General features: G+C 69.3%; 25 protein-coding genes. 9 read left to right on the forward strand and 16 right to left on the reverse strand.

The genetic code is table 11. The annotated features are described in order from the left end of the window. Nucleotides 1-28: 28 nt before the first annotated feature. The 3 genes from UK23_RS12630 to UK23_RS12640 form a co-directional block, all read right to left on the reverse strand. Nucleotides 29-685: an RES family NAD+ phosphorylase gene (locus UK23_RS12630; RefSeq protein ID WP_030466547.1), complete on the reverse strand. Its 657-nt coding sequence runs from the start codon at nucleotides 683-685 to the stop codon at nucleotides 29-31. A gap of 28 nt (nucleotides 686-713) precedes the next feature. Continuing rightward, on the reverse strand, nucleotides 714-1,298 hold the full coding sequence (locus tag UK23_RS12635; RefSeq protein ID WP_045311655.1) for a hypothetical protein: 585 nt from the start codon (nucleotides 1,296-1,298) through the stop codon (nucleotides 714-716). Between the two features lie 69 nt (nucleotides 1,299-1,367). Beyond that, the gene (locus tag UK23_RS12640) at nucleotides 1,368-1,913 is read right to left on the reverse strand and encodes an HdeD family acid-resistance protein (RefSeq protein WP_045311656.1); all 546 of its coding nucleotides are present in this window, start codon (nucleotides 1,911-1,913) and stop codon (nucleotides 1,368-1,370) included. 53 nt (nucleotides 1,914-1,966) lie between these two features. On the opposite strand from UK23_RS12640, the gene UK23_RS12645 reads away from it, so the two are divergent. Then, nucleotides 1,967-2,491, forward strand: coding sequence for a hypothetical protein (locus UK23_RS12645; RefSeq protein ID WP_045311657.1), 525 nt, complete (start codon nucleotides 1,967-1,969; stop codon nucleotides 2,489-2,491). On the opposite strand, the gene UK23_RS12650 is transcribed toward UK23_RS12645, so the two are convergent. The 6 genes from UK23_RS12650 to UK23_RS12680 all read right to left on the reverse strand — a co-directional run bounded on the left by UK23_RS12650 (nucleotide 2,488) and on the right by UK23_RS12680 (nucleotide 10,517). Continuing rightward, nucleotides 2,488-3,384, reverse strand: coding sequence for a hypothetical protein (locus tag UK23_RS12650; protein ID WP_045311658.1), 897 nt, complete (start codon nucleotides 3,382-3,384; stop codon nucleotides 2,488-2,490). The genes UK23_RS12645 and UK23_RS12650 overlap by 4 nt on opposite strands. A gap of 97 nt (nucleotides 3,385-3,481) precedes the next feature. Further along, on the reverse strand, nucleotides 3,482-4,348 hold the full coding sequence (locus tag UK23_RS12655) for an immunity 49 family protein (protein WP_045311659.1): 867 nt from the start codon (nucleotides 4,346-4,348) through the stop codon (nucleotides 3,482-3,484). Beyond that, the gene (locus UK23_RS54565; protein WP_052684605.1) at nucleotides 4,326-9,131 is read right to left on the reverse strand and encodes a hypothetical protein; all 4,806 of its coding nucleotides are present in this window, start codon (nucleotides 9,129-9,131) and stop codon (nucleotides 4,326-4,328) included. The genes UK23_RS12655 and UK23_RS54565 overlap by 23 nt, the downstream gene beginning before the upstream one ends. After that, nucleotides 9,131-9,436: a type VII secretion target gene (locus UK23_RS12670; RefSeq protein ID WP_045311660.1), complete on the reverse strand. Its 306-nt coding sequence runs from the start codon at nucleotides 9,434-9,436 to the stop codon at nucleotides 9,131-9,133. The genes UK23_RS54565 and UK23_RS12670 overlap by 1 nt, the downstream gene beginning before the upstream one ends. A 31-nt stretch (nucleotides 9,437-9,467) precedes the next feature. Further along, nucleotides 9,468-10,001, reverse strand: coding sequence for a YbaB/EbfC family nucleoid-associated protein (locus tag UK23_RS12675; RefSeq protein ID WP_156213056.1), 534 nt, complete (start codon nucleotides 9,999-10,001; stop codon nucleotides 9,468-9,470). A gap of 141 nt (nucleotides 10,002-10,142) precedes the next feature. Next, complete coding sequence (locus UK23_RS12680; RefSeq protein ID WP_045311661.1) at nucleotides 10,143-10,517, reverse strand: FKBP-type peptidyl-prolyl cis-trans isomerase; 375 nt, start codon at nucleotides 10,515-10,517, stop codon at nucleotides 10,143-10,145. Nucleotides 10,518-10,688: 171 nt separating this feature from the next. Here UK23_RS12680 and UK23_RS12685 point away from each other — a divergent pair, with 171 nt between their 5' ends. Beyond that, entirely contained in the window at nucleotides 10,689-11,495 is an 807-nt protein-coding gene (locus UK23_RS12685; RefSeq protein WP_052684615.1) for a S1 family peptidase, read from the forward strand. Nucleotides 11,496-11,560: 65 nt separating this feature from the next. Then, on the forward strand, nucleotides 11,561-13,486 hold the full coding sequence (locus UK23_RS12690) for a beta-propeller domain-containing protein (RefSeq protein WP_045311662.1): 1,926 nt from the start codon (nucleotides 11,561-11,563) through the stop codon (nucleotides 13,484-13,486). Here the strand turns inward: UK23_RS12690 and UK23_RS12695 are convergent. Continuing rightward, nucleotides 13,476-14,231, reverse strand: a complete 756-nt coding sequence (locus UK23_RS12695) for an EI24 domain-containing protein (RefSeq protein ID WP_052684616.1) — start codon at nucleotides 14,229-14,231, stop codon at nucleotides 13,476-13,478. The two genes, UK23_RS12690 and UK23_RS12695, sit on opposite strands and share 11 nt — an antisense overlap. Before the next feature lie 194 nt (nucleotides 14,232-14,425). On the opposite strand from UK23_RS12695, the gene UK23_RS12700 reads away from it, so the two are divergent. The 3 genes from UK23_RS12700 to UK23_RS12705 all read left to right on the forward strand — a co-directional run bounded on the left by UK23_RS12700 (nucleotide 14,426) and on the right by UK23_RS12705 (nucleotide 16,258). After that, nucleotides 14,426-15,754, forward strand: a complete 1,329-nt coding sequence (locus UK23_RS12700; protein ID WP_156213057.1) for a helix-turn-helix domain-containing protein — start codon at nucleotides 14,426-14,428, stop codon at nucleotides 15,752-15,754. A 79-nt stretch (nucleotides 15,755-15,833) separates the two neighbouring features. Next, the gene (locus UK23_RS51485) at nucleotides 15,834-15,995 is read left to right on the forward strand and encodes a hypothetical protein (protein WP_156213058.1); all 162 of its coding nucleotides are present in this window, start codon (nucleotides 15,834-15,836) and stop codon (nucleotides 15,993-15,995) included. After that, a complete protein-coding gene (locus tag UK23_RS12705) occupies nucleotides 15,992-16,258 on the forward strand; it encodes a hypothetical protein (protein ID WP_052684607.1) in 267 nt (88 codons plus the stop codon). Before UK23_RS51485 ends, UK23_RS12705 begins: the two co-directional genes overlap by 4 nt. On the opposite strand, the gene UK23_RS12710 is transcribed toward UK23_RS12705, so the two are convergent. Continuing rightward, nucleotides 16,244-16,918, reverse strand: a complete 675-nt coding sequence (locus tag UK23_RS12710; RefSeq protein WP_196777717.1) for a GNAT family N-acetyltransferase — start codon at nucleotides 16,916-16,918, stop codon at nucleotides 16,244-16,246. The two genes, UK23_RS12705 and UK23_RS12710, sit on opposite strands and share 15 nt — an antisense overlap. 104 nt (nucleotides 16,919-17,022) lie before the next feature. On the opposite strand from UK23_RS12710, the gene UK23_RS12715 reads away from it, so the two are divergent. Both UK23_RS12715 and UK23_RS12720 read left to right on the forward strand, forming a co-directional pair. Further along, complete coding sequence (locus tag UK23_RS12715; RefSeq protein ID WP_156213059.1) at nucleotides 17,023-17,460, forward strand: nitroreductase/quinone reductase family protein; 438 nt, start codon at nucleotides 17,023-17,025, stop codon at nucleotides 17,458-17,460. Next, nucleotides 17,457-17,819, forward strand: a complete 363-nt coding sequence (locus tag UK23_RS12720; protein ID WP_156213060.1) for a hypothetical protein — start codon at nucleotides 17,457-17,459, stop codon at nucleotides 17,817-17,819. Before UK23_RS12715 ends, UK23_RS12720 begins: the two co-directional genes overlap by 4 nt. Here the strand turns inward: UK23_RS12720 and UK23_RS12725 are convergent. Together UK23_RS12725 and UK23_RS12730 are read right to left on the reverse strand one after the other, a co-directional pair. Continuing rightward, on the reverse strand, nucleotides 17,790-18,713 hold the full coding sequence (locus UK23_RS12725) for a YihY/virulence factor BrkB family protein (RefSeq protein ID WP_045311666.1): 924 nt from the start codon (nucleotides 18,711-18,713) through the stop codon (nucleotides 17,790-17,792). The genes UK23_RS12720 and UK23_RS12725 overlap by 30 nt on opposite strands. Next, nucleotides 18,700-18,885: a hypothetical protein gene (locus UK23_RS12730; RefSeq protein WP_045311710.1), complete on the reverse strand. Its 186-nt coding sequence runs from the start codon at nucleotides 18,883-18,885 to the stop codon at nucleotides 18,700-18,702. Before UK23_RS12730 ends, UK23_RS12725 begins: the two co-directional genes overlap by 14 nt. Nucleotides 18,886-18,965: 80 nt before the next feature. Between UK23_RS12730 and UK23_RS12735 the strand changes: the two genes are divergently transcribed. Then, the gene (locus UK23_RS12735; RefSeq protein WP_045311667.1) at nucleotides 18,966-20,579 is read left to right on the forward strand and encodes a hypothetical protein; all 1,614 of its coding nucleotides are present in this window, start codon (nucleotides 18,966-18,968) and stop codon (nucleotides 20,577-20,579) included. Here the strand turns inward: UK23_RS12735 and UK23_RS12740 are convergent. The 3 genes from UK23_RS12740 to UK23_RS12750 are packed head-to-tail and all read right to left on the reverse strand — an operon-like array spanning nucleotide 20,572 to nucleotide 22,968. After that, complete coding sequence (locus tag UK23_RS12740; protein ID WP_045311668.1) at nucleotides 20,572-21,714, reverse strand: cysteine desulfurase-like protein; 1,143 nt, start codon at nucleotides 21,712-21,714, stop codon at nucleotides 20,572-20,574. The genes UK23_RS12735 and UK23_RS12740 overlap by 8 nt on opposite strands. A gap of 4 nt (nucleotides 21,715-21,718) precedes the next feature. Beyond that, on the reverse strand, nucleotides 21,719-22,315 hold the full coding sequence (locus tag UK23_RS12745) for a TetR/AcrR family transcriptional regulator (RefSeq protein ID WP_045311669.1): 597 nt from the start codon (nucleotides 22,313-22,315) through the stop codon (nucleotides 21,719-21,721). Beyond that, nucleotides 22,303-22,968 (reverse strand): hypothetical protein, encoded by a 666-nt coding sequence (locus UK23_RS12750; protein ID WP_045311670.1) that lies wholly within the window; start codon nucleotides 22,966-22,968, stop codon nucleotides 22,303-22,305. The genes UK23_RS12745 and UK23_RS12750 overlap by 13 nt, the downstream gene beginning before the upstream one ends. Nucleotides 22,969-23,056 lie beyond the last annotated feature (88 nt).

The following is a 23,056-nucleotide window of genomic DNA, read 5'->3' on the forward strand; positions in this document are numbered from 1 at the left end:
TACAGGGCCTTCAGTCCCTCGTGGACGGTCAGCCCAGCAGGGTGTAGTTGAGCTCCTCGCACACGCGCGCCAACGGCAGGTCCAGCCCCGGATGATCCAGTGGCAGCAGCACGTCCGGCGCCGCGGGCAAGCCGGAAGCGCCAGGCGGGTCCCACAGGCAGATGGCCGGGTCGCCCGAGTCCATCGACGACCGGTACCAGAGCCCGTCGAGCTCCGGATAAGCCGCCCGGATAGCCCGTGACCAGGCCTGCGTCACCAACTTCGGCCCCGTGGAGATCTCCTGCGAGGCCCCGACGCGGGTGGGCCACAGGCCGCCCAAATCCAGCAGGCGAAGGGTCCGGCGCGGGCGCAGGACGACCAGGAACGGCGAGCGGGTGCGGCGGTCCACGATCGAGGTGGCCTGGAAGACCTCGGCGATCGACGTGCGGACGGACAGTCCGAAGTAGAGGACGCCGTTCTCGTGGTCCTGCACCGGGGAGCCGTCGTCGGCCGGTTGTTGCGCGTCGAAGCGGGCGTGGGGGAGCGGGCCGGTGTAGCGGAACGTGTTCCAGCGCTGCGGGTGGGAGCCCTTGGCCGTGAACACGCGGACCAGGCGGGTGGCGCGGTGGACGGCCACCACGTCCTCGGTGCGGCGCAGGTGCGCTTGCAGCACGGCAGGGGCAGGCGGCTGCGGAAGCCGTGACATTCGGGTCCTGTCGGGTGTTCGGGAGCGCTCAGGCGGGGGTGCCGAGCGTGGAGGCCAGGTCGGCGACGCGGCGGGGGTCGCCTCCAGCGAGCAGCCAGTCGCGCGGGGTCGCGGGCTCGCCGTCCACGGGCAGGTCCTCCTGGAGAGTCGTCATGAAGGCGGCGACCACCAGTGCCGGCTGGTCTGACGGGATCTCCGCCAGCACGGTTTCCAGGCCTGGCAGGACGCCGGTGCCCGCGAACTGCCACGCCGGGAGCCGCCAGCTGCCGCGGTCCTTCCAGCCCACGAGCCTGCCGACGCCGAGGCGGTGGCGGATGCGGCTGGTGTCGACCTGGAGCTGGCGCGCGGCCTCGTTCACGGTCAGGGCCGAGTCGCGCAGCACGGCGTGGGCGACGACGGTGCGGGTGCGTGGTCGAGCATCGGACGGGCCCGCCGGGGACAGGTCCAGGCCCACGTCGGTGAGGGCCGCCTGCTGGTCCGGCGTGAAGTAGGTGGCCGGTTCCGGGTGCGGTGGAGCGAGCCTGCGTGCCGCGTCGGTCACGAGGGCCAGGAACTCGTCGGGGCTCACCTGCAGGCCGGCCTTGGCCAGCACTGTCTCCAGCGCGGGGCTCATGCGCACAGAGTATCTCGTGCGTGCGCATTTGTGCGCCCCGTGAGCGCATTGACCTTTAAACGTTCGTGCTCACACTCGCGGCGCAGGCCGGGCGAGGCCGCCCTCGAGCTGCTTCAGGCGCAGGCTGAACAGCACCAGCACGATGCCCCACAGGATCGCGAAGACGCCGATCGTGATCACGAACGCCAGCGCGCCCGCGGTCGGGTTCACGACCAGGATGATGCCGAGCAGGACGGTCAGCGCGCCGGTGATCACGTAGAACCACTCGTTCGTCATCACCTTGCGCAGGCGGATGGCGTCGACGATCTGCAGCACGCCGGTGACGAGCGCCCAGGCCGCGATGAGCAGCAGCAGCGCGGTCGCGGTGATGCCCGGCCAGAACAACGCGACCAAGCCGGTGACCACCCCCAGCACGCCGATCAGGCCCAGCGCCCAGCGAGCGGGCCACTCCTCGTGGGTCAGCGTCAGGTACAGCATCATCGCGCCGTCGACCAGCGCGTAGGCGCCCCACATGATGATCAGGACGAGCAGTGTGAGGCCGGGCCAGATCAGGGCCGCCAGGCCGAACAGGACAGCGAACACTCCGCGCACCGTGAAGAGCCACCACCGTTGCATGGTCAGGATCGTCTCGGCTGTCGGACACCTCGGCAACCTGAGACCCTCGTTCGGTGCTGATCCGAGTGGCTGACTGGGAACGGATTCGTTCCGGCGAGGTCACGCTGCAGTTCCGGCGGTGGAAACGGCCTGCGGTGCGCGCCGGTGGGACCTTGCGGACGTCGTTGGGCGTGCTGGCGATCGACGCGGTGGACGTCGTGTCGCGGGTGTCGCGTGCCGAGGCGGTGGCGGCGGGGTTCGCGTCCGTGCGCGAGCTTATGTCCGCTGTGGACGGACGCGAGGGCGCGCTTTACCGCGTTCGCTTGCGTTTCGTTGGCGAAGATCCGCGGATTGCGTTGCGCGATTCGTCCTCTGTGGACGGACTTGCGTTGTCAGAGGCTCTGCTGGCGTTGCTGCGGTTGATCGCGGCGAACCCCGGTGTGCGGGCGGCGGATCTTGCCGCGTCGGTGGGCCGCGAGAAGCTGCCGTTCAAGGCGGATGTCCGCAAGCTCAAGGCGAAAGGGCTCACGGAGTCGCTCGAGGTGGGGTATCGCCTCTCCCCGAGAGGAGAGGCGTACCTGCGTTCGCTGGAGGGTTAGCTCTGGCCCGTGATGAGCGAGACCGCGCGGTCCTGCGTCTGGTCCGTGACCTCGCCGATCTGGAAACCACGCGCCACCACGTGCGCGACCAGTTCCGGCTCCGGCGGCAGGCCGTACTTGCGCAGGTAGTGCGGCACGGCGCCGGCCCAGATCCAGGTGCCGTCGGTGCGGAAGTTGAGGGGCACGTCCTGCTCGCCGCTCTGCGAGAACTCGTCGAGGTCGTAGCTGCGGGCGGCCAGCACGACCGGTGCCGACTCGAGGTAGGTGAGCAGGCTGTCGACCAGCTGCGGGTCGATCGGCTGACGGTTGACGACGATGCGGCCGTCCTCGCCCTTGCCGTCGTACACGCGCGCGGTGCGCAGGTCGCCGTCCTGCTGGGGTGCCTGGCCGGGTGGGACCTGGAACTCCTGCTGTGCCTGCTGCGGCTGGGGTTCCGGCTCGGGCGCGGGCAGCGGCGGGAGGCCGACGCGCTGACGCCACCAGTCCGGGATCTGCCGGTCCGGGCGCGGGAACGTCTGCAGCTCGTCGCGGAAACCGATGGGCGGCGGGGCGTTGCGCCAGCGCGGCTCGTCCTCGGCGTTGAAGTCGACCGTGAACGCGGCCGGCGCCTCGATCTCGTACGTGGCGGCCAGCCAGGTGCCGCGCTCCGGGTGGTACATGCCCGCGCGCAGGTGGCCGAACATCTGCACGACGTCCATCGGCGGACGCACCGGGCGCAGCTGGCCGTCGGGACCCGCGAACGCCAGGTCGACCTCGATGTGCCGGCCCGCCGCGCGGTATTCGGCCCGGATGCGCTGCCAGCCCTGCGGTACGGCCGGCAGCATGGCGCGGCCGATCTGCCGCACGAGCTGCTGCTGGTCCTGCTCGCTCAGCGGTGTCGCCGGCTGGCTCATGATGGATCTCGCCCCTCTCCCCGTCAGACCCGCTGATCTTATCGGGCTGGTGTCGCGCGCGCGGGCCGGTCGTGAACCTAGCCCGGTTCACGCGCTCTCACTTGGTGGGGAACTCGCCCAGCCAGGTCCGCTGCACGAGGTGCTTGGGGAGGTAGTCGGACTCGACCTCGATCGGGAACTCGGCGTCGTAGGCGAAACAGGTCATCGCCAGCACACCGAGCGGCACGGCGCCGTTGGGCATGTAGTTGCGGCCCTCGTCCGGCGTGTCCCAGTACTCCTTGTGCAGCTCGAGTGCCTGGGCCAGTGCGGCGTTGAACTCCTCGCGCTGGTTCTCGAGGAACCGGTAGAAGAGGTTGATCGGCGGGAACAGCACCTTGAGCATCAGGTTCTCGGACACCTCGGCCACGTTCGGGTCTGTGCCCTCGATGGCCGTCTGGAGCTTGGCTCCGATGTCGGGGCCTTCCTGCCAGTAGGTCTGCAGGGTGTCGACCCAGGCGTAGATGTACTCGTCGAAGTCCGCACCCGACGCGCGCAGCAGGTCGATCGGGGTCTCGGCGAGCATCTTCAGCCGGTCCTGCTCGCGGCAGATCACGGCGAGGTAGTAGGCGGTGACCCAGTTGCCGGCGTTGGCGATGTCCCAGGTCGATCCGGCCGGGACGGTCACGGTCTGCTCGCCGATGAGCACCCGGACCTCGCCCGCGCCGGCGTTGGCGATCTCGAAGATCGCGTTCGCCGTCTGCATCGCCATCACGGTGGCTTCCCACGTCTCGACCTTGTTCGCGGTCGGGTCGAGGTAGCAGCGCCAGCCCACCAGCCGCTGCAGGGCCGAGAGAAGCCGGTTGAACGTGTGAGGATCGTTCTCGACGTTCGCCAGATCCGTCTGGACGGAGTTGGCGATGCGGGCGTCGACACCCTCGGTGCTCGGGACCTGAAGCTGGTGCCTAGTTACGGCCCTGGTAGCCACCGGGCTGAGCCTCCTTGTCGAGGTTGAAATACTTCATATCGTAACCGTCGTAGGCGCCGTCCTTCACGACCGGCTTGACCACGACGTACTCGACCTTGCCGTCTTGCAGCGCCTTGTTCAGCTTCTCGGCCAGCACGTCCTCGCCGTTGCCGAACGTTTCGCCGCGGGTCCTCATAGCGTCCGTGATGTGCTCGTAGTAGTCGCGGCGACCCTGGCCGACGCTGACCTTCTGGCCCGCGGGGCCCTCGATCTTGCTGGAGCCGAGGCCCGCGCTCGGGCCCTTCGCCTCCACGACGACCATGCGGCCGTCCGGCAGTTCGTAGACCTGGTCGAACTGGCGCTGACCGTAGCCGAGCTCCGGCAGATCGACCTTCGTGGCGCCGGGGAAGTGCTCCTGGACGGCGTGGAACTCCGCCGCGTGCTCGCCGAGCGCCTCGCCCGCCTTGGTCATGTCGTCGTGCGGCTTGGCGTGGGCGGCCCTCTCGTCCGCGTACTTCTGCTTCGCGTCGTCGTGCGCGGCCTTCGCGTCCTCGGCTTCCTTGCGGTTCGCCGGCGTGTCCTCGTTCTTGAGCTTCTCGTCGGCGGCGTCGGCCTTCTGCTTGGCGTTCTCGACGTCGTTCTTGGCGGCGGCGAGCTTGTCCTCGGCCGTCCTGTCCGCGGCGAGCTTCGCCTCGCGGTCCTTGACCGCGGCGTCGATCTTGTCCTTGTTCGCCTCCGGCACCGGGCCGGGCTTGTCCGGGGCGGAGTCGGGCGCGTCCTTGTACTTGTGCGGCAACGGGGGCGGGCCGGCGTCGGCCGCTTCCCACTTGCCGGTGTTCTCGTTCCACTTGATCTGCGGCAGCGGATCGTCGCCGATCATGCGCTCGGCCTCGCGGCGGTGGCCGTTCTTCGGCTTGTAGTTCTCCTCGAAGAACTTCTTGTCGTTGTTGGCCCTCTCGATGAGCGCGTCCCTGCGCTTCTCCGGCGTGTCCGCGCTGCCGTCGGCGTCGCCGCCCGAGTCGCCGCGGTCCTTCGCGTCGGTCGGGTCGAGGTCCTTGTCCTTGTCGTGCGTGCCGGGCGCGAAGCCGTCGTCGCTCGCCTTGGCCGTGTGGCCGTCCGGGTGGTGGGTCTCCCACTCGCCGTTCGGCGGGATCTTCGGCTGGCGCGTGCCGTCGGGGTGCAGTTCGGCGTCGCTGGTGAAGACGCGGCCGTGGCTGTCGGTCCAGGCCGGCTTGGTCGGCGCGACCACCGGCGCGTCGAGGTGCTTGGACAGCTGCTGCGCGAAGTCGTTGCTGCCCGCGTCGCAGCCGATCAGCCGGACCGGCTTGCTGCCGTCGTAGCCGGCGCGTTTGAGCATGTCCGCGTACTCGGCCGGCGTGTAGTCGTGGCCACCGATGCGCGCCTTGCCGTCCGGGGTGACGTGGACGTCCGCGGTGAAGAAGCGCGGGTCGTTCGGCACCTTGTGCGGCAGGTCGCCCATGTCCGGGTCGCCGCCGTGGTGACTCACACCGGCCGGGGTGCTCTCCGCGTGCCGTGCGTGTGCCTCTTCCGGGCTGGGCCGGTCCGCGGGCGGGGCGTCCGGGTCGTGGCTGTTGGGGCCGTCCGGGTCGCCGTCGTGCGGCTTGTCTCCGTCGTGGGGCTTGTCGCTGTCGTGGGGCTTGTCCGGGGTGTTGTCGTGGGGCTTGTCGGGCGTGTCGCTGTGCGGCTTGTCGGCGTCCGGGCCGTGGTGGGGTGCGTCGGCGTCGGGCCGGTGCGGGGTGGCGGCTTCCGGGTGGGTGGAGTCCGGGGCGCGGTGCGGTGCTTCGGCGGTGTCGGTGCCGCGGGAACGGGGGCTTTCCGGGCTGTGAGGCCGCGAACCGTCAGGTCGGGTGCCGTCGGGCCGGGTGCCGTCCGGGCCGTGGGGACGTGAGCCGTCGGGGCGGGTGCCGTCCGGGCGCGAACTGCCGGGGCGGGACCCGTCCGGACGGTTGCCGTCGGGTCGGTTGCCGGGGCCGCTGCCGTCCGGGCGGGACGGGCTGTCGGGCCGGTGCGGCGCGTCCGGACGGTTCGGACCGCCGTGGGGAGCGTCGGCACGGTTCGGACCGCCGTGGGGTGCGTCGGGACGGTGGGGAGCGTTCGGCCCGCCGTGCGGCGCGTTGGGGGAGTGCGGTGCGTTGGGCCCGCCGTTGGGACGTGACGGGGCGTTGGGCCCGCCGTGCGGTGCGTTGGGGGAGTGCGGTGCGTTTGGGCCACCGTGGGGCGCGTTGGGTGTGTTCGGCGCGTCAGGTCGCGACGGTGCGGACGGGCCGTTGTGGGGTGCGTCGGGACGTGACGGCGCGTTGGGGCTGTGCGGAGCGTCGGCGCGCGAGGACGGCGTGGTGCTGCCGTTCGGAGCGTCCGGGCGGGATGGCGCGTTGGGTCCGCCGTGGGGTGCGTCGGGTCGTGACGGTGCGTTGGGGCCGCCGTGTGGTGCGCCTGGACGGTGGGGAGCGTTCGGTGCGTCGGGTCGTGACGGTGCGGACGGGCCGTTGTGTGGCGCGTTGGGTCCGCCGTGGGGGCCGCCCGGACGTGACGGGGCGTTGGGGGCGCTGTGAGGTGTGTTGGGGGAGTTCGGGGCGCTGTTGGGAGCGGTTGGGCGGGGCGGGGCGTCCGTGCGGGCCGAAGGTGCCGACGGGGTGTTGGGGCTGTGTGGCGCGTTCGGGGACGTTGGGGCCGAGGACTGCGGGCGCATCGGGGCGTCGGTGCGCGGGGCGTTTGGTGCTCCTGCTGAGGGAGCGTTCGGGGCGTGTGGGGCGCCTGCCGGTGGCATGTTCGGAGTGGACGGTGCCGTCGGGGCGTGTGGGGCCGCTGCGGAAGGGGTCGTGGCGCGGCTTGGAGGAGTTGCGTCGGGGCGGGGGGCGTTCGGTGCTCCGGCGGAAGGGGCGCCTGCCGACGGGCCGTGCGGGGCGCCACCCGAAGGCGTGCCGCCGGACGGGGCGTGCGGGGCGCCACTCGAAGGCGTGCCGCCGGACGGGCCGTGCGGGGCGCCACCCGAAGGCATGCCGCCGGACGGGGCGTGCGGGGCGCTACCGGACGGCAGGCCGCCGGACGGGGCGCCCGAAGGCATTCCGCCCGAAGGCATGCCGCTGGAGGGCACGCCGCTGGAGGGCATGCCGCTGGAAGGCGCGCTGGGCGTCGAAGGCATCGACGGGGGCGTGGAGCGGGACGGGGCGTCGGCTCGGGAGGCCGAGGTCGACATGTCCGGGGAGCGTGGGGCGGGGGCGCTCGAGCCCAGGTCGCCTCGGCTGCCCGGGGTGCCGGTCCAGCCCTGGCCGCCGGTTGACGGGCGGGAGGCGGCTGGGGCGGATGGGGCGTTGCCGGCCGCGTTCGGGGCGTTGCCGCCCATCGCGGGCGACTGGGTGGGGGCCGAGGGGGAGTTGTCCGGGGTGCGGGACGGGGCGTGCGGGGCGTCCGCTCGGGTCGGGGCTTCCAGCGGCGGGGCCACGGAGGACTGGACGGTCGAGCCCGTGTTGCGGGTCGGAGCCGGCGCGTCCGGGGTGGAGGACGGGGCCGTGTGCGGAGCGGACGCGGTGCTGGGGCTCGACGGCGAGCTGTCCGGGGCTCGCGATGGGGCGTCCGGAGCAGAGCTGTCCGGGGTGCGGGAAGGGGCGTTCGGCGTTGAGCCGTCCGGGGTGCGCGAAGGCGCGTCCGGCGTCGAGCTGTCCGGGGCTCGGGAAGGGGTGTCTGGCGTCGACGAGCTGTCGGGCGTGCGTGACGGGCTCGGAGCCGACGACGGGGACGAGCTGTCCGGGGCTCGCGAAGGGCTGTCGGGCGTTGAAGAAGACGACGGCGAACTGTCCGGTGTGGACGATGAGGAGGGCGAGCTGTCCGGAGAGTGCGGCGAAGAGTCCGGAGTGGACGTTGAGGAGTCCGGCGACGAGGACGAGGAAGGCGAGCCGTGGCCACCGGAAGGCGAGAGGTCCGGCGCGTCCGTGCGGTGGAACAGGCCGCCCGGCTTGATGGACTTCGTGGAGATCACGTCGAGCCCGGTCACCTTGCCGACCAGCTTGCCGACGACCTTCATGATCTTCGTGAAGATCTCGACCAGACGACCCAGCAGCGGCGAGACCTTCTTGATGGTCTTGATGAGCTTCTGGATCAGCTCGCCGATCCGCGTCGCCCACTTGGAGATCGCGGTGACGGCCTGCGCCACGATCACCGGCGTGCCGAAGCCGAGCGTGAAAACAGCTTCGAGAACCCACGTGATCAGCTTCGCCACCAGGTCGGCGATCAGGTCGCGCACCATCTCGCGCACGAACCCGACGACCATGCCCATCACGCCGACGACGGTGCCGACCGAACCCGCGGTGGAAGCCGCGCCGGACAAGGCATCCAGCTGCTCACCGGCGGCCTTGCGATAAGCGTCACCCGCCGCACCGGTCCACGAGGCGGTCTGGTCGACGGCGGCCTTGTAGTCGGCCGCGATCTTGCCCATCTCAGTGGAAACGTTGCCCCACGTCGTGGAGTACGACTGGATCACCGGCGGGTCGCCCGCCAGCCAGTCCAGTGCCTCCTTCAACGGCTGCATGTGCTCCATCAAAAAAGAAGCGGCAGACGACAGAAGCGTGCCGAACGGGTCGATCGCCATCGAGGCGGCGTCGGCGACGAGACCGACGACGCCGAGGCCGCCCTCGATCCAGCTGCCCTCGGAGATGCCCTTGTACGCGTCGACCGCGGAGTCGGCGATCGAGAAACCCGTCGCCCAGCCGTTGTCGCCGGTGCCGGCGTTGAAGAAACCGGAGGGTTCCGCGGGAGCCTTCGCCACCAACGGGTTCGGCGTCGACATCAGAAGCCCTTCATGGTCTGAGCGATCTGGTCCTCGACGGCCTGGTAGTGCTTCGCGGTCTCGGTGACCTTCTTGGCGGTCGCGTCCATCGCCTCGGCGGCGCCCTTCAGCGCGTTCAGACCCCAGTTCTCAACGGGGTCGAGCAGCATCCGGAACGGCTGGCAGATGATCCCGTACGCGTCGGTCGGCATCGACACGGTGTTCGCCGCGTCCACTGCCCCCTGCAACCGCCCGTGCAGGCCCTCCAGGGCCTTGGCGTGCGCTTCCAGCACGTCCGAGGTGACGTTGAAACCACCGGCAGTCATCGAACCCCCTCAAGTTCGGACAGTGGAAAGATCAGCTGAGCACGGACTCGCCGCCGAAGTCGTCGTCGTCATCCGACGGCGGCCGACGACGCGCCGGGGGCGGCGAAGCAGGCCGTGCGGGTGGCGGAGCGTCGTCCTCCACGCGGAAGTTGATCTCGTTCGCCTCGAACGCCGGACGGGCGAACCCGTCCTCCGGCGGCGGCGCCGGGAAGTTCTTCTTGGCCTCGTCGAACAACACGTTGGCCGTCTCGTCCTGCGTGCCGATGGTCTCGGCCATCGCCTCCTGCAGCAGGGCCGGGATCTTCGACTGCGCGCGCTGCAACAGCTTCATGATCTCGCCGCTGACCTCGGACATGCGCTTGCCGGCAGCCGACTCGTTGATCACGAGGTTCTGCAGGATGCCGTTGGAGCCGATGGTGAGCTCGACGGACCCGTCGGACGACCGTTCGGAGATCGTCATCCCCTGCACGCGCGTCGCCATCTCCTGGTAGCGCGCGGCGCGTTCCTGGATGCTCTGGTTCCAGTTCGCGAGCATCTGCTCCGACCCGGCGATGTCCTCGGGCACCGAAAATCCCTCCAAAAGCGGCAGCGGACTCAAAGGATGACGCAGCCGGACGTGATCCAGTTCCGCCCACTCGGCAAATCGACCGCACAGACCAGCGGCGTTCCACTGAGTGGACCAGTGGAACGCCGCCGAGTAAGTGTTTCAGTTCACGCCCAGCAGGTCGACGACGAAGATCAGCGTCTCGTTGGGCTTGATCACGCCACCCGCACCGCGCGCGCCGTAGCCCAGGTGCGGCGGGATGACCAGCTTGCGGCGGCCACCGACCTTCATGCCCTGGACGCCCTGGTCCCAGCCCTGGATGACGCGGCCGCCGCCGAGCGGGAACTGGAACGCCTCGCCGCGGTCCCAGGACGCGTCGAACTGCTCACCGGTCGAGTGCGAGACGCCGACGTAGTGCACGGACACGAACTGCCCGGCCGTGGCCTCCGCGCCCTCGCCGACGGTGATGTCCTCGATCAGCAGGTCCGCGGGCGCCGGGCCGTCGTGCGGGTCGACCTCAGGCTTCGTGGGGGCCATGACAACTTCCTCTCGGAACGGGATTGTTCGCCGTCGATCCAATCACGCGCGCACCCACGCGGCCGAATGGCCTACGAAGACCAGCCCTAGCCCGTCTCGTAATTCTCTGGGTTCATCAGTAGACGCCACCGGCCCTGCACCGGTGGCCCGCAACAGAAGAAGGAGATGATCATGGCGGCAACCCTGCACCGCCTCCGGTCACTGCTCGGCGCGGCATTGGCGGCGGCGACGCTGTCGATGGCGTGCGTCAGCGTGGCCGAAGCAGCTCCGACCCCCTCCACCGACGGCGACGTCGGCGCGCAGATCGTCGGCGGCACGCGCGCGAGCACGTCCACCTACCCGTGGGTGGTGTACCTGGCGACGAGCAGCGGCTTCCAGTACTGCGGCGGCACTCTCGTAGCTCCCAACAAGGTCGTCACCGCCGCGCACTGCACCGAGGGCGACTCGGCCTCGGCGGTCCGCGTCGTCGCCGGCCGGGACGACAAGAACTCCACCGCGGGCACCACCGCGCGCGTCACGAAGATCTGGATCCACCCCAGCTACACCGACGCGACCCGCGGCTACGACGTCTCGGTGCTCACGCTCGACCGCAACCTGTCGCAGACCCCGATCAAGTTCGCGACGAGTGCGGACAGCGCGCTCTACACCGCGGGCACCAGTTCGACGATCCTCGGCTGGGGCACGACGAGCTCCGGTGGCAGTGCCTCGCGCTACCTGCTCAAGGCCACCGTGCCGCTGACCAGCAACTCGAGCTGCGCCAGCTCGTACGGCAGCGACTTCATCGCCTCGGCCATGGTGTGCGCCGGGTACGCCCAGGGCGGCACCGACACCTGCCAGGGCGACTCCGGCGGCCCGCTCGTGGCCGGCGGCAAGCTGATCGGCATCACGTCGTGGGGCGAGGGCTGCGCGGCCGCCGGTTACCCCGGCGTCTACACCCGCGTCGCCACCTACGCGCCGCAGATCCAGGCGCAGCTGTAGGAAACCCCGGAAAGGGTTGCCGAAACACGGGCAACCCTTTCCGGCCCTGCTTCCGTCCTCATGGCATGAACGGCAGAAAGCTGTTGGCCGGCGCCGCCGCGCTGGCACTCGCCGGAGTGTGCGTGAGCTCCGCGGTGCGGGACGAAACCCCCGCACCACCACCGATCGTGGACTACGGGCCGGTGCGTCTCGTCGCGTTCGACAGCTGCGACCACGCGCTGACCGAGCTGCGCAACGCCATGGCGCCGTACGTCGGCCCGTACGGCATCGGCGGCCGTCCGGAGATCTTTGCCATGGAGGACGCGACCAACAACAGTGCGGGCGTCGCGAAGGCCACTCCTGACGCGAGGGCCGCCACGCCACCCGCGCAGCAGCAGGATCACTCGACGACGAACGTCCACGAGCAGGGCGTCGACGAGCCGGACATCGTGAAGACGGACGGAAAACGCGTCCTCTCCATCACGGACGGCAAGCTGCGCGTGGTCGACGTCGCGAGCAGGAGCATCACGGGCACGGTCGATCTCGGGGAACGCTACGCGAGCCAGCTGCTCGTCTCGGGCGACCGCGCGCTCGTCATCGCGAACAGCCCGGTTCCGATGACGAAACGCGTTGACCCGGACAAGCCGTCGTTCGCGCCCGAGTCCGGCACCGAGCTGGTTCTCGTGGATCTCAAGGGGCTCAAGCAGATCGCGAGCCTCAAGACCGACGGCTTCTACCTCGACGCACGCCAGATCGGCGGCACCGCCCGCGTCGTCGTCCGCTCGCAGCCGCGCCTGCCGTGGGTGTACCGACAGTCCTTGCGCCGCAACAAGGAGATCCTGCAGAGCGAGCCGATCACCTCGTGGCTGCCGCGCTACGAACTGGACCAGAACGGCGCCAAGAGCAGCGGCACGCTGGTCGACTGCGCGAACGTCAGCCACCCGGTCGTGCACTCCGGCACGTCGATGCTGACCGTGCTCACCTTCGAGCTCTCCGGCCAGCTCGGCACCGGCCAGCCGGTCTCGATCGTGGCCGACGGCGACACGGTCTACGGCACCGACCGCAGCCTCTACGTCGCCGACGACCACCGCCTGATTCCCGAATTTCCCGGCAGGCCACCGGTTCAGCGCCCGGTCACCACGGCGATCCACCAGTTCGACATCAGCCAGGCCGGACCACCGAAGCACATCGCGTCCGGTGACGTGAACGGCACGCTGCTCAACCAGTACTCACTGTCCGAACACGACGGTGTCCTGCGCGTCGCCACCACGACGGGCACCCAGTCGCCCTGTTGCTGGCGCATGCCCAGCGACGTCGCACCACCACAGCAACAAGCTCCTTCGGAGAGCTTCGTCACCACGTTGCGCCGCAACGGCACCGAGCTGGTCAAGGAAGGCCAGATCGGCGGGCTGGGCAAGGGTGAGCGCATCTACAGCGTGCGGTTCATCGGCAAGATGGGCTACGTCGTCACGTTCCGGCAGACCGACCCGCTCTACACGCTGGACCTGAGCGATCCCAAGCAGCCCAGGGTGACCGGCGAGCTGAAGATCAACGGCTTCTCCGCCTACCTGCACCCCGCAGGTGACGGCAAGCTGATCGGCGTCGGCCAGGAGGCGACGGACCAGGGCCGCGTCACCGGCACGCAGGTGTCGTTGTTCGACGTGAGCAACCCCGCGGCACCGCAACGGGTCGCGCAGTACCACCTGCCGGACTCCAACTCGGAGGCCCAGTTCGACCCGCACGCGTTCCTGTTCTGGCCCCAGGACGGCACTCTCGTCATCCCGGTGGCGCAGTACCAGACGAACTACGAGGCCTCCTCGCTGGTGCTGCGCGTCGACGGCAACCAGATCAGGGAGACCGGCAGGATCGTCGAGCCGCAGAGCCAGAACTACGGCGGTGCCAGGCGCACCATGGTGATCGGCGACCAGCTCTGGTCGATCTCGCAGTCCGGCGTGCAGGTCAACGCGCGCAACGGGCTTTCACAGCAGGCCTGGTTGCCTTTTACGCAGTAGCGCGGTCTCCGTTGAGCAGGCGGTGCGACAACACCGTGCCGCCTGCCATCGCAGCCGGGATCACGATCATCGCGGCGAGCGGGATCAGGCACAGCAGGTAGGCGGGCACGGCGAACCCGAGCACCATCGACCGCCGCGTCGCGAGCAGCTTCCTGCGCTCCTTGAACGACTTGCCGCGGCGGGTGAACGGGATGCCGGTCAGTTCGATGCCGAGCAGATATCCGTTGATGCACACGGCCACCACCGGCACCACGGTCTGTCCGATGACCGGGATGAACCCGCAGATGAAGAGGGGGATCGCGAACAGGATCGACACGCCGACCAGCAGGATCGTGCCGCGCAGGCCCACCACGAACCCGCGCCAGAAGCCGACCTGCTCCGCACCCGGCACGCCGCCGAGCTCGTCCTCGACCTCTTCGGCGATGTACTCGTAGAACGGGCCGCCGATCATCAGCGTGATGGCGGTGAACAGCAGCACGCTCAGACCGAGGATCGCCGCGATGACGGAGATGCCGACAGCGATCTCCATGACCTTGCGCGAGGACTCGCTCCACGAGTCGGCGAACCCGGTCAGCCAGCCCGCGATCGAGTCGATGTAGGCGAACAACAGCACCCAGCCGGTGATCATCAGAACAGCCGTGATGACTGCGGGCAGCGCCCCGACGAGCACGCGCTTGGGTGAGCTGAACACCAGCTTGAACCCGCGCAGCAGCAGAGAGATACCGGCTCCGAAGTCCTTGATCACGCGCGCAGGGTAGCCGTTTTGAACGATTTCCATCCCGGTTACGTGTTCTACGAGGGTTCTTCGGGATCCATTTGAGATGCGGGCGAGCACAATTTCGTTCGGCCAGGCATGATCCAGGCGGCTAGCCCGGATGGCGGTCGATGCGAGCCTGAACCCGCTGCCACCATGCGAGCTGATTGCAGGAGGCGTTGAGGTTGAGCACACCAGCTAAGAACGCCGTCGTCGTCCCGGACGGGCCGCTGCCCATGCTGCCGCCCGCGATCTGGGAGTCGAAGGAAGTGCGGGACGCGGTCGCCGCGGAGTCGCCCGGCGCCGTGGTCGCGATCGCCCGCAAGGCGCACGGCCTGCGTCAGGACGAGCTCGGGACGCTGGCGGGCTTCTCCCAGTCGGCGATCTCGCGCCTGGAGGCCGGCAGCAACATCGCCTACGACATGCGCGTGCTCAGGACGTTGCAACGGCTGCTCGGCATCCCCGCCCACCTGCTCGGACTGACCGACCGCACGGTGCCGATGCGATCGGGTGAAGCCAGGAGCCTGGGCGCAGTGGGGCTCGACGGCGTGGCGAAAGACCTGGTCGTGGGCATGGAGGGCAAGGCGCTGATGGCGTTGTGCGCCTCCGCCGTCTTCGGTACGACCGACGGCAACGGCGTGATGGCCAGTGACGCCGTGAGCCAGCTCCTCGTGCTGCGCCGCATCGTCAACGACGCGCACAACTGGCGTGGCACCGGTGCGCTGATGCCCGCCGTCCGCAACATGTACGACTTCATCGACGTGCTGCGCCGCAACGCGCGTGGCGACGTACGGCGCCGTTTGCTCGGCACGGGTGCGATGTACGCGGAGTTCTACGGCTGGCTGCACGAGGAGATCGGCGACCTGCGGGGCGCTGGCCTGTGGACGTCCCGGGCCTTGGAGCAGGGCCAAGCCGCCGACGACCGTGATGTCGTCGCGTACTGCTACGTGCGGATGAGCCAGCTCGCCGAGGTCGACGGCGACGACGACCGCGTCATCGGCCTGGCGCGCGCCGCCCAGCGTGAGACGGGGCTGAGCCCGCTCGTGCGCGCGATGGCGTTGCGGCAGGAAGCACGGGGTCTCGCGCGTGCGGGGCAGGACGCGTGCATGCCGCGGTTCGACCTCGCGCGGTCGTTGGTGCTGAGCGCCGAACGGCCGCAGAGCGACGAGTACTCCATCGGCTACTGCTTCACCGAGCTGCACGTCCAGATGCAGCGCGCCGCGAGCATGGTCGACCTCGCCGACCACCGCCGGGCCATCAACGCGTACACGGACCTCATGCCCAGATGGGGCGCCATCTGCCAGTGGGAGCAGGGCGTGCACACGGCCAAGCTCGCCTATGCGTACGCGGCCAACGGTGACGTCGACCAGGCCGTCGACCTGGGGTTCGTGGCGCTCGATCTGGCCAGGGCGACCGGCTCACAGCTGATCGTCAACGAGCTGGACAAGCTCGACCCGTGGCACGGGACGCCGGCGATCGCCGAGCTGGCCGCCGAGGTCACCCAGCTCAGGTGAGTATGCGAGTTCCGCATACGCGACCCGTAAATCGTATGTAACCCTCCCAATTTCTTCTCGCGCGCCGCACGATCTAGGCGTGATCGACCTAGCCGAACGAACGCCGCGATCGGAAGAGGTCAGCGCCGACAAGTTCTGCGCGGCAGTGGCAGAGAGGAACTCGGGCCCCTACCGGCTCAAGTTCTACGCGACCACGCACGCCGTCGTGTGTGTGGTGGACGACGCCGAGGTGAAGGCATGAGCATTCAGGAAACGGAAGCGCGCATGCCCGTGTTGCTGGTCCGCAAGCGTGCGGGTGTCGTAGGAGAGACACAACGCACGTGCCACCTCGTACCCATGCCCGACGACGACAGCACGCCTCTCGCGCTCACCGCCTACTGCGGCGAGCTCATCCACCGCGGTGAGGCCGAACTGCTCAGCCAGCCGTCCGGAATGCCGTGCGTCGGCTGTTTGTTTCGAGTGCCGATGCCTCGCACTGGCGAACTGAACTCACACGACTGGTGAGCCGATGCAGGCCGTTCCGACGCGCCTGAACCCGACCCGCTCGTAAACGCGCGCGATGTCGAGGCTTTCTGCCGACAGGAACACCAGCGATGCGCCTCTCTCGAGAGCGTCTCGCGCCAGTTCCGCAGTCACCGCACCACCGAGGCCACGTCGCCGTGCCGCCGGCAACGTGCCGATTGCCGCGATCTCGACGACGTCACCCGCCCGTTGCGCAGTGCCCACCGCCAGCACGCCCTCGCCTGGCAGGTCGGCCACCGCGTGCCGGTGCCGGGTGGCGATCGGGGTCGCGTTCCGCAGCTCGGCGTCTCGTTCACGCACGCCAACGGAGCCTGGTGACGTGCCCGGCGACGAGAACGCCAGCTGGGCCACCACCGACACCTCGACCGGCCGCGTGTCGAGGACTTTCACGAACGGGTGCGGTTCGGGCAGCTTGTCCGGATCGAGCACCATCAGCGGAGCTTGGAGCACCTCCAAGCCCGCCGCGACAGCCGCGTCGAGGAGGCCCGGTGTGGTCTCGTGCACCCACTCGAGCGCTTCCGGCACGTCGAGCTCACGCTGCCGTGCGCGCATCTTCAGCACGTCCGCGACTGTCGGCCGGCCACCGGGGAACCGCGGCCGCGCGTAGTACGGATAGCCGTCGCCCGCCTGGACGAACAGCACCAGCTCGCCGTGTTCCTCAACGCGAGATCCCGGTCGGGGCACAGAGTCGTAAAACTCTTCGAGAACAGACCACACGGACGATCACGCTAGCTACCTTGAGCCCCATGACGCACGGCAATTCCCGCCCCACCGGGTTCGAGCAGTTCGCGAACAGGCTCGTGGGCAGGCTGGTGAAGCTCGGGCTCGGGCCCAGGAGCATGCGCACCCTGTTCGTGCGAGGCCGCAAGAGCGGCAAGGTGTACAGCGCCCCGGTGAACCTGCTGGAGCTGGACGGCACCCGCTACCTGCTCGCCCCGCGCGGCGTCACGTCGTGGGTCCGCAACCTGCGCGTCGCCGGCACCGGCGAGCTGCGCCGCGGTCGCGCGGTCGAGTCGTTCACCGCCGTCGAGCTGCCGGACGAGGCCAAGCCCGTGATCATGCAGGCCTACCTGCAGCGCTGGCACGGTCAGGTGAAGCAGTTCTTCCCCGGCATGGACGCCACGACACCGCAGGACAAGCTGCTGGCCCACGCCGGTGACTATCCCGTTTTCGAGTTGTCATGAGAGTCCTGGCCGCGGTGCTCGCGCTCTTCCTGGTCGCCGGATGCGGCAGTGACCGGGAGGACAGGTTCGCCCGGCCCGGCGCACCGAAGACGTCGCCCAGCGGCAAGTTCGTCGCGCACGCCGAGAGCGCGAGCGAGGTGAAGGTGACCGACCGCAACGGTGGTGAGGTGTTCCGCAAGTCCTACGAGTACGCCACGAGCTCGCGTGCGGACGGCATCGGTGTCGTGTGGCTGTCCAAGCAGGACCAGCTGTGGGTGCTCGTGCCCGGTGACACGAGCGAGCGCATCGAACCGGGCCCGGACGGCGTGTGGACGGCGGTCAAGGCCGAGCTACCCGGGGAGATCACGCGGCTCGGCTGACGGATCCCGTTCGCCCTCGCTCATGCGGCGGCCGCGCTCCAGCTCCGCGTCGAACTCGGCGCCGAGCAGCACGGCGATGTTCGAGATCCACAGCCACACCAGGAAGACGATGACGCCGCCGAGCGAGCCGTAGGTCTTGTTGTAGGACGCGAAGTTCGCCACGTAGACCGCGAAGCCGACGGTCGCCAGCGCCCACAGCACGATCGCGAGCAGGCTGCCCGGCGTGATCCAGCTGAAGCCCGGCTGCCGCACGTTCGGCGCCGCCCAGTAGAGCACCGCGAACGCGAGCGACACGAGCAGCAGGATCACCGGCCACTTGGCGATGTCCCACACGGTGACGACGACGTCGCCGAGCCCGAGCCAGTTGCCGACGGTGTCCGCGACGTCCCCGGTCAGCACGAGCGCGCCGAGCGTGAGCGACACCAGCACGACCGACCCCAGTGTCAGCCCGAGCCGCAGCGGCACGGTCTTCCAGAACGGCCGGCCCTCTTCCACGTCGTACACGGCGTTGCACGCGCGCATGAACGCGCCGAGGTAGCCAGAAGCGGTCCACAGTGCCGTCAGCACGCCGATGATGCCCAGCAGCCCGGCCGAGCTCTGGCCCTTCTGCAACTCCTCGACGGACGACTTGATGAGGTCACCCGCCTGGCCCGGCGCGACCTGGTCGACGTATTTCAGCAGCTCCTGCGTCGTCGTCTCGCCCAACAGCGCGAGAGCGGACGTCAGCACGATGAGGCCGGGGAACAACGACAGCACCGCGTAGTAGGTGAGCGCACCCGCCCAGTCGGTGAGGTTGTCGTCGTTGAACTCTTTGACCGTCCGTTTGAGAACGCCCCACCAGGCGCCCTTGGGCAGCTTGGTGGGGCGGTCGACGGTCTGCTCACCTGCGGGCACGGCGCCAGCTCCACGAGCGACTGCTGGAGCCGATTCCGGCCAGGTGCAGGGCGAGCAGCAACAGCCCGAGCACCACGAGCGTGTTGGCGGTGATCACGTCACCGAGCGCGGTCTTCGCCAGGTCGAGGATCAGGGCGAGACCGAACGCGACTGCGGCGATGATGGCCAGCATGTCCACCTCCGAGTTCAAGTGACCTGCGGATACCCGTTTCGTTGCGGGGGAATCGCACCGTTCGGAGCAACGGTCGTGTCATGATCCGCGTCATGGACGTCCAGCGGTGGGAAGCGGCCGCGGTTCCGTGGTGGGTGACCAAGGTCGGGCTGGTCGGTGGCTGGATCGTCGCCTTCTACTTCGCCGTGAGCGCGAACGAGGTCCCGTGCACGGCCGCGCAGCCGTGTCTGCCGGACCCCGTGTTCGCGCTCGCCGTGGTGCCGTTGCTGGCCACACCGCTGCTGTTGTTGTTCGGCCGTGTGCTCACGGGTTGTGCGATGGGTGTCGCGTTCGGTGCGCTGGACATCGTGCTCGACGGGTCGGCGACCGCCAATGTCGCGTTCGGGCTGCATGCCGGTGCGTGCGCGATCGTGGCGGCGTGGACGTTCCGGTCGCGCGTGGACCAGCACACTGCCGCGGGTGCGGTCGTCGTCTCGTTGCCGGACATGCCGCCACCGCGCGGAGTTCTGCGCATCGTCGCGGTGCTGCTCGTCCTGTTCGGCTTTCTCACGTTCGTGCAGTACGACCTGACGAACGGCGAGATCGAGCAGCACGTCGCGAAGGCCAGCAGGGTCGAGGCCGAGGTCGTCGACATCAAGGACACCTACGACGTGTGGGTCGAGCTGCCGGACAAGCAGCGCACCGCGTTCCAGCCGCTCGCGCCCGAGACGTACAAGATCGGCGACACGGTGATGGTGCTCGCGGACGGCTCGTGGGTGCAGATGGCGAACGAGCCCGAGGACGTCACGTGGTGGCTCACGCTCGCCGGCGCCGCCGTGTTCCTGGCGATCATGCTGGCCGCGCGTGAACGCCGCCGCCGGGCGTTGTGGACCGGGCCGGTGAAGGCGCTCCGGCTGCAGGCGCATCCGGTCGGGCCGCGCCGGATCCTGTTGCGGCACAACAAGACCGACATCGCCACCGTGGTCACGCTCGCGGACCTCGGGCTGGAGGAGCCGCTCTACCACGACACCGAGCAGTTCGGCCGGGTGTGGCGGGGTGAGGAGGACGCGCCGGTGCAGCTCGACCCGGCGGAGGTCCTCGTCGCGGGCGAGTGGCACCACGGCGGCCAGGTCGCGTTGCTGGTCGAGGGCGAGGTCGTGGCCACCAGCACGTTGTCCAGGGTGAGGCCGCGGCACACCGTCCACAGTGCACACCTGCCGGGCGAACCGGTCACCGCGGGCACCCAGGTCGAGCTGCCGCACGCGATGTGGCCGGGTGATCGGCGGCGGACCGAGGGCGTGGTGCTGCTGCTCGGCGCGGCCGGGGCGTTGATCGCTTTGAGGTACTACCCGGAGCTGATCATCCTGGGCCTGATCGGCGTGCAGTGCGTGCTGTCGGCTGTGACGCGGTTCCAGCCGTTGCTGCGCCTCGACCACAGCTCCGTCGTGCTCTACACGGGCATCTGGACCTACCGCGTGCCGTGGGCGCAGCTGCACGGGGTTCGCCGCGCCGGACCGCAGCTCATGCTCGCGTTCGGCCCGCACGGCGACGTGATCACGACCCCGCAGCTGCCGGACAGGCAGGCCGGCGAGAAGCTGATGTGGGCGCGGGCGAGGTCGTTGATCGCCGACCACCACGGTGAACGCATCACGCGCAAGCTCAACATCAGCGTGTTCATCGGACTCGCCTACGTGGGCCTGCTGCTGTTCATCTGAGCTTGGCCACGGCTTTCAACAATCGGTCCACATCGGACTCGTCGGTGTACGGGCCGATGCCCGCTCGCACCGCGCCCTTGTCGCCCAGACCGAGCCACCGCGAGCACTCGATGGCGTAGAAGTGGCCCGCGGGTGCGTTGACGCCCTCGGCGCCGAGCCTGCGGTACACCTCGGCCGGTTCCAGGCCGTCGACCGAGAACAGCACGGTCGGGGTGCGCTGCGAGGCCTTGCTGTAGATCCGCACGCCGAGCTCCCGCAGCCCGTTCTCGAGCTTGTCGCGCAGCCCGAACTCGTGTTCTTCGAGGCCCTCGAGCCCGCGCATGAACTCCACGGCGGCGGTCGTGCCGGCCAGCAGCTCGTACGGCAGTGTGCCCAGCTCGAACCGTTCCGGCACGGTGTTGGTCGAGGGCAGCAGCTTGTCCGGCCTGAGTGTCTCCAGCAGTTCCGGCGCGGCCGCGAGCACGCCCATGTGCGGACCGAGGAACTTGTACGGCGAGCACACGAAGAAGTCCGCGTCCATCGCTTCGATGTCCACCGGCAGGTGTGGTGTGTAGTGCACGCCGTCGACGTACACGAACGCCGCCATCTCGTGCGCCGCCGACGCGATCGCCGCCACGTCCGGACGGGTGCCGAGCAGGTTCGACGCCGCCGTGATCGCGACGACACGGGTGCGGTCGGACAGGAGGTTGGTGACGGCCTCGATGGGCATCTCACCGGTCGTGCGGTCGAACGGCGCCCAACGGACCGTTGCCCGCGCCGCCTCGGCTGCCTGCACCCACGGCCTGATGTTCGCGTCGTGGTCGATGCGGGTCACGATGATCTCGTCGCCCGGCCGCCAGTTCTTCGAAAGTGTGCGGGAGAAGTCGTAGGTCAGCTGGGTCATGCTGCGGCCGAACACGATGCTGCCCGCGTTCAGGAACTCGCCCATCGTGCGGCGTGCCTTCCGCACGATCTCCTCGGCCCGGCGTTCGGAGGCCGTGACGCTGCCGCGGTTCGAGACAGCCGAGGTCAGGGCCTCGCGGACCGCGTCGCCGACGACGTCCGGCGTCTGCGAGCCGCCGGGTCCGTCGAAGTGCGCGGCACCCTCGCGCAACGCGGGGAAGTGGGCGCGGACCGCTGCGACGTCGTAGGCCATGCCCTCATGGTGCTTGAGCACCCACGAAACGGGAAAGGATCAACCGGAGGGTGCTCACCTGAACGGTGGCGTCGAAGTCCGGGTCGACCAGCCTGCCGAACAGGCCGTCGACCAGTCCCTGCACCCACGTGGCGGCCGTGCGGGCGTCCACCGGCAGCGTGATCTGGTTGGTGTCGTGGGCGCGTTGCAGCAGGTCGGCCAGCTCGTCGCGGACCACCACCTCGTTGCGTGCGACCAGGTCCCACAGCTCCTGGTCGCGGCTCGCCTGCGCGACGACCTCCAGCACCAGCCCGGCGATCGTCCTGTCGAGTGCCGGGACGCACAGGTGGTCGACGACCATCAGCACGGCTTCCCACGGGTCCAGCGTTCTGGCGTGGGCGAACACCTCCGCGTTGTCCCGGCCGTCCTGCTCGAAGATCTCCAGGAAGATCGCGCGCTTGGTGGGGAAGTAGTGGAAGAGGCTGCCGGTGCTGATGTCGGCGGCCTTGCAGATGTCCGCGACGGTCGTCCGGTCGAAGCCCTTCTCCGCGAACAGGCCCGCGGCCGTGTCCGTGATGTGGCGCTTCTTCGCCGCGTGCTTGACCGGATCTACCGTTCGCACCTGTAGTACTGCCTCTTCTTCTGATCTTTGACGTAGACGCCGCGCTTGCGGATCTCCCGCGCCAATTCTGCGGCCTCCTCGTTCTCGTACTTCGAGATGGCCTTCCTCCGGGCGGTGAACAGCGCGTTCACGTCTGCCGGGAGCTCTGGCGCGTGTTCGACCCACATCCTGAACTCGTTCGCGAACGGGTCGGCGTCGCACCAGCGGTAGCCCTGGCTCCTGAAAGCTTCTGCGAGCCTGTTCTTGCTTAGATCGGATGTCTCGCGGGCCAGCTCGGCCCCGCTGGGTGAGAGGAGCACCAGCTGCTTGCCCTCGGCGAACACCGACTCGACCTCGTTGCGGCCGAAGTCGAAGGTCTTGTCGTCCTTCCTGAGCGTCACGCGGTCGTGTGAGACCTCGACGGACATCATCTCCGCGGCCCACATCAGTGCGAGCACGCCGCCCGCGATGGCGCCGAGCGCTACTGCCGCCGTGGTCGCCCATGGCTCCGGAATGTCCGTGATCAGCTCGAACACCCCCTGGAACGGGAACCACTCGAGCGTCGTGATCCACCCGGCTGCCAGCTTGAGCCCCCACACCGCGGCGGCACCCAGCACCGGGCAGAACACCCAGATGCCGTACCTGACCGCCGCGGTCTCCTGAACAGTCGTCATAGGCGCCAATACTAGACCGAGCGCTCGGTTTATTGACACGGAACGTTGCAGAGGACTACACATCCGATGAATCGGCCGCCGCCTCCGC

It is taken from the genome of Lentzea aerocolonigenes, assembly GCF_000955955.1.
Taxonomy (GTDB): domain Bacteria; phylum Actinomycetota; class Actinomycetes; order Mycobacteriales; family Pseudonocardiaceae; genus Lentzea; species Lentzea aerocolonigenes_A.

Coding starts and splice junctions, on each gene's coding strand:
- UK23_RS12715 (WP_156213059.1), top strand. CDS start 17,023: ATGACGCACGGCAATTCCCGCCCCACCGGGTTCGAGCAGTTCGCGAAC.
- UK23_RS12735 (WP_045311667.1), top strand. CDS start 18,966: ATGATCCGCGTCATGGACGTCCAGCGGTGGGAAGCGGCCGCGGTTCCG.
- UK23_RS12740 (WP_045311668.1), bottom strand. CDS start 21,714: ATGGCCTACGACGTCGCAGCGGTCCGCGCCCACTTCCCCGCGTTGCGC.
- UK23_RS12635 (WP_045311655.1), bottom strand. CDS start 1,298: ATGAGCCCCGCGCTGGAGACAGTGCTGGCCAAGGCCGGCCTGCAGGTG.
- UK23_RS54565 (WP_052684605.1), bottom strand. CDS start 9,131: ATGTCGACGCCGAACCCGTTGGTGGCGAAGGCTCCCGCGGAACCCTCC.
- UK23_RS12650 (WP_045311658.1), bottom strand. CDS start 3,384: ATGAGCCAGCCGGCGACACCGCTGAGCGAGCAGGACCAGCAGCAGCTC.
- UK23_RS12640 (WP_045311656.1), bottom strand. CDS start 1,913: ATGCAACGGTGGTGGCTCTTCACGGTGCGCGGAGTGTTCGCTGTCCTG.
- UK23_RS12720 (WP_156213060.1), top strand. CDS start 17,457: ATGAGAGTCCTGGCCGCGGTGCTCGCGCTCTTCCTGGTCGCCGGATGC.
- UK23_RS12705 (WP_052684607.1), top strand. CDS start 15,992: ATGAGCATTCAGGAAACGGAAGCGCGCATGCCCGTGTTGCTGGTCCGC.
- UK23_RS12690 (WP_045311662.1), top strand. CDS start 11,561: ATGAACGGCAGAAAGCTGTTGGCCGGCGCCGCCGCGCTGGCACTCGCC.
- UK23_RS12680 (WP_045311661.1), bottom strand. CDS start 10,517: ATGGCCCCCACGAAGCCTGAGGTCGACCCGCACGACGGCCCGGCGCCC.
- UK23_RS12685 (WP_052684615.1), top strand. CDS start 10,689: ATGGCGGCAACCCTGCACCGCCTCCGGTCACTGCTCGGCGCGGCATTG.
- UK23_RS12630 (WP_030466547.1), bottom strand. CDS start 685: ATGTCACGGCTTCCGCAGCCGCCTGCCCCTGCCGTGCTGCAAGCGCAC.
- UK23_RS12730 (WP_045311710.1), bottom strand. CDS start 18,885: ATGCTGGCCATCATCGCCGCAGTCGCGTTCGGTCTCGCCCTGATCCTC.
- UK23_RS12750 (WP_045311670.1), bottom strand. CDS start 22,968: ATGACGACTGTTCAGGAGACCGCGGCGGTCAGGTACGGCATCTGGGTG.
- UK23_RS12670 (WP_045311660.1), bottom strand. CDS start 9,436: ATGACTGCCGGTGGTTTCAACGTCACCTCGGACGTGCTGGAAGCGCAC.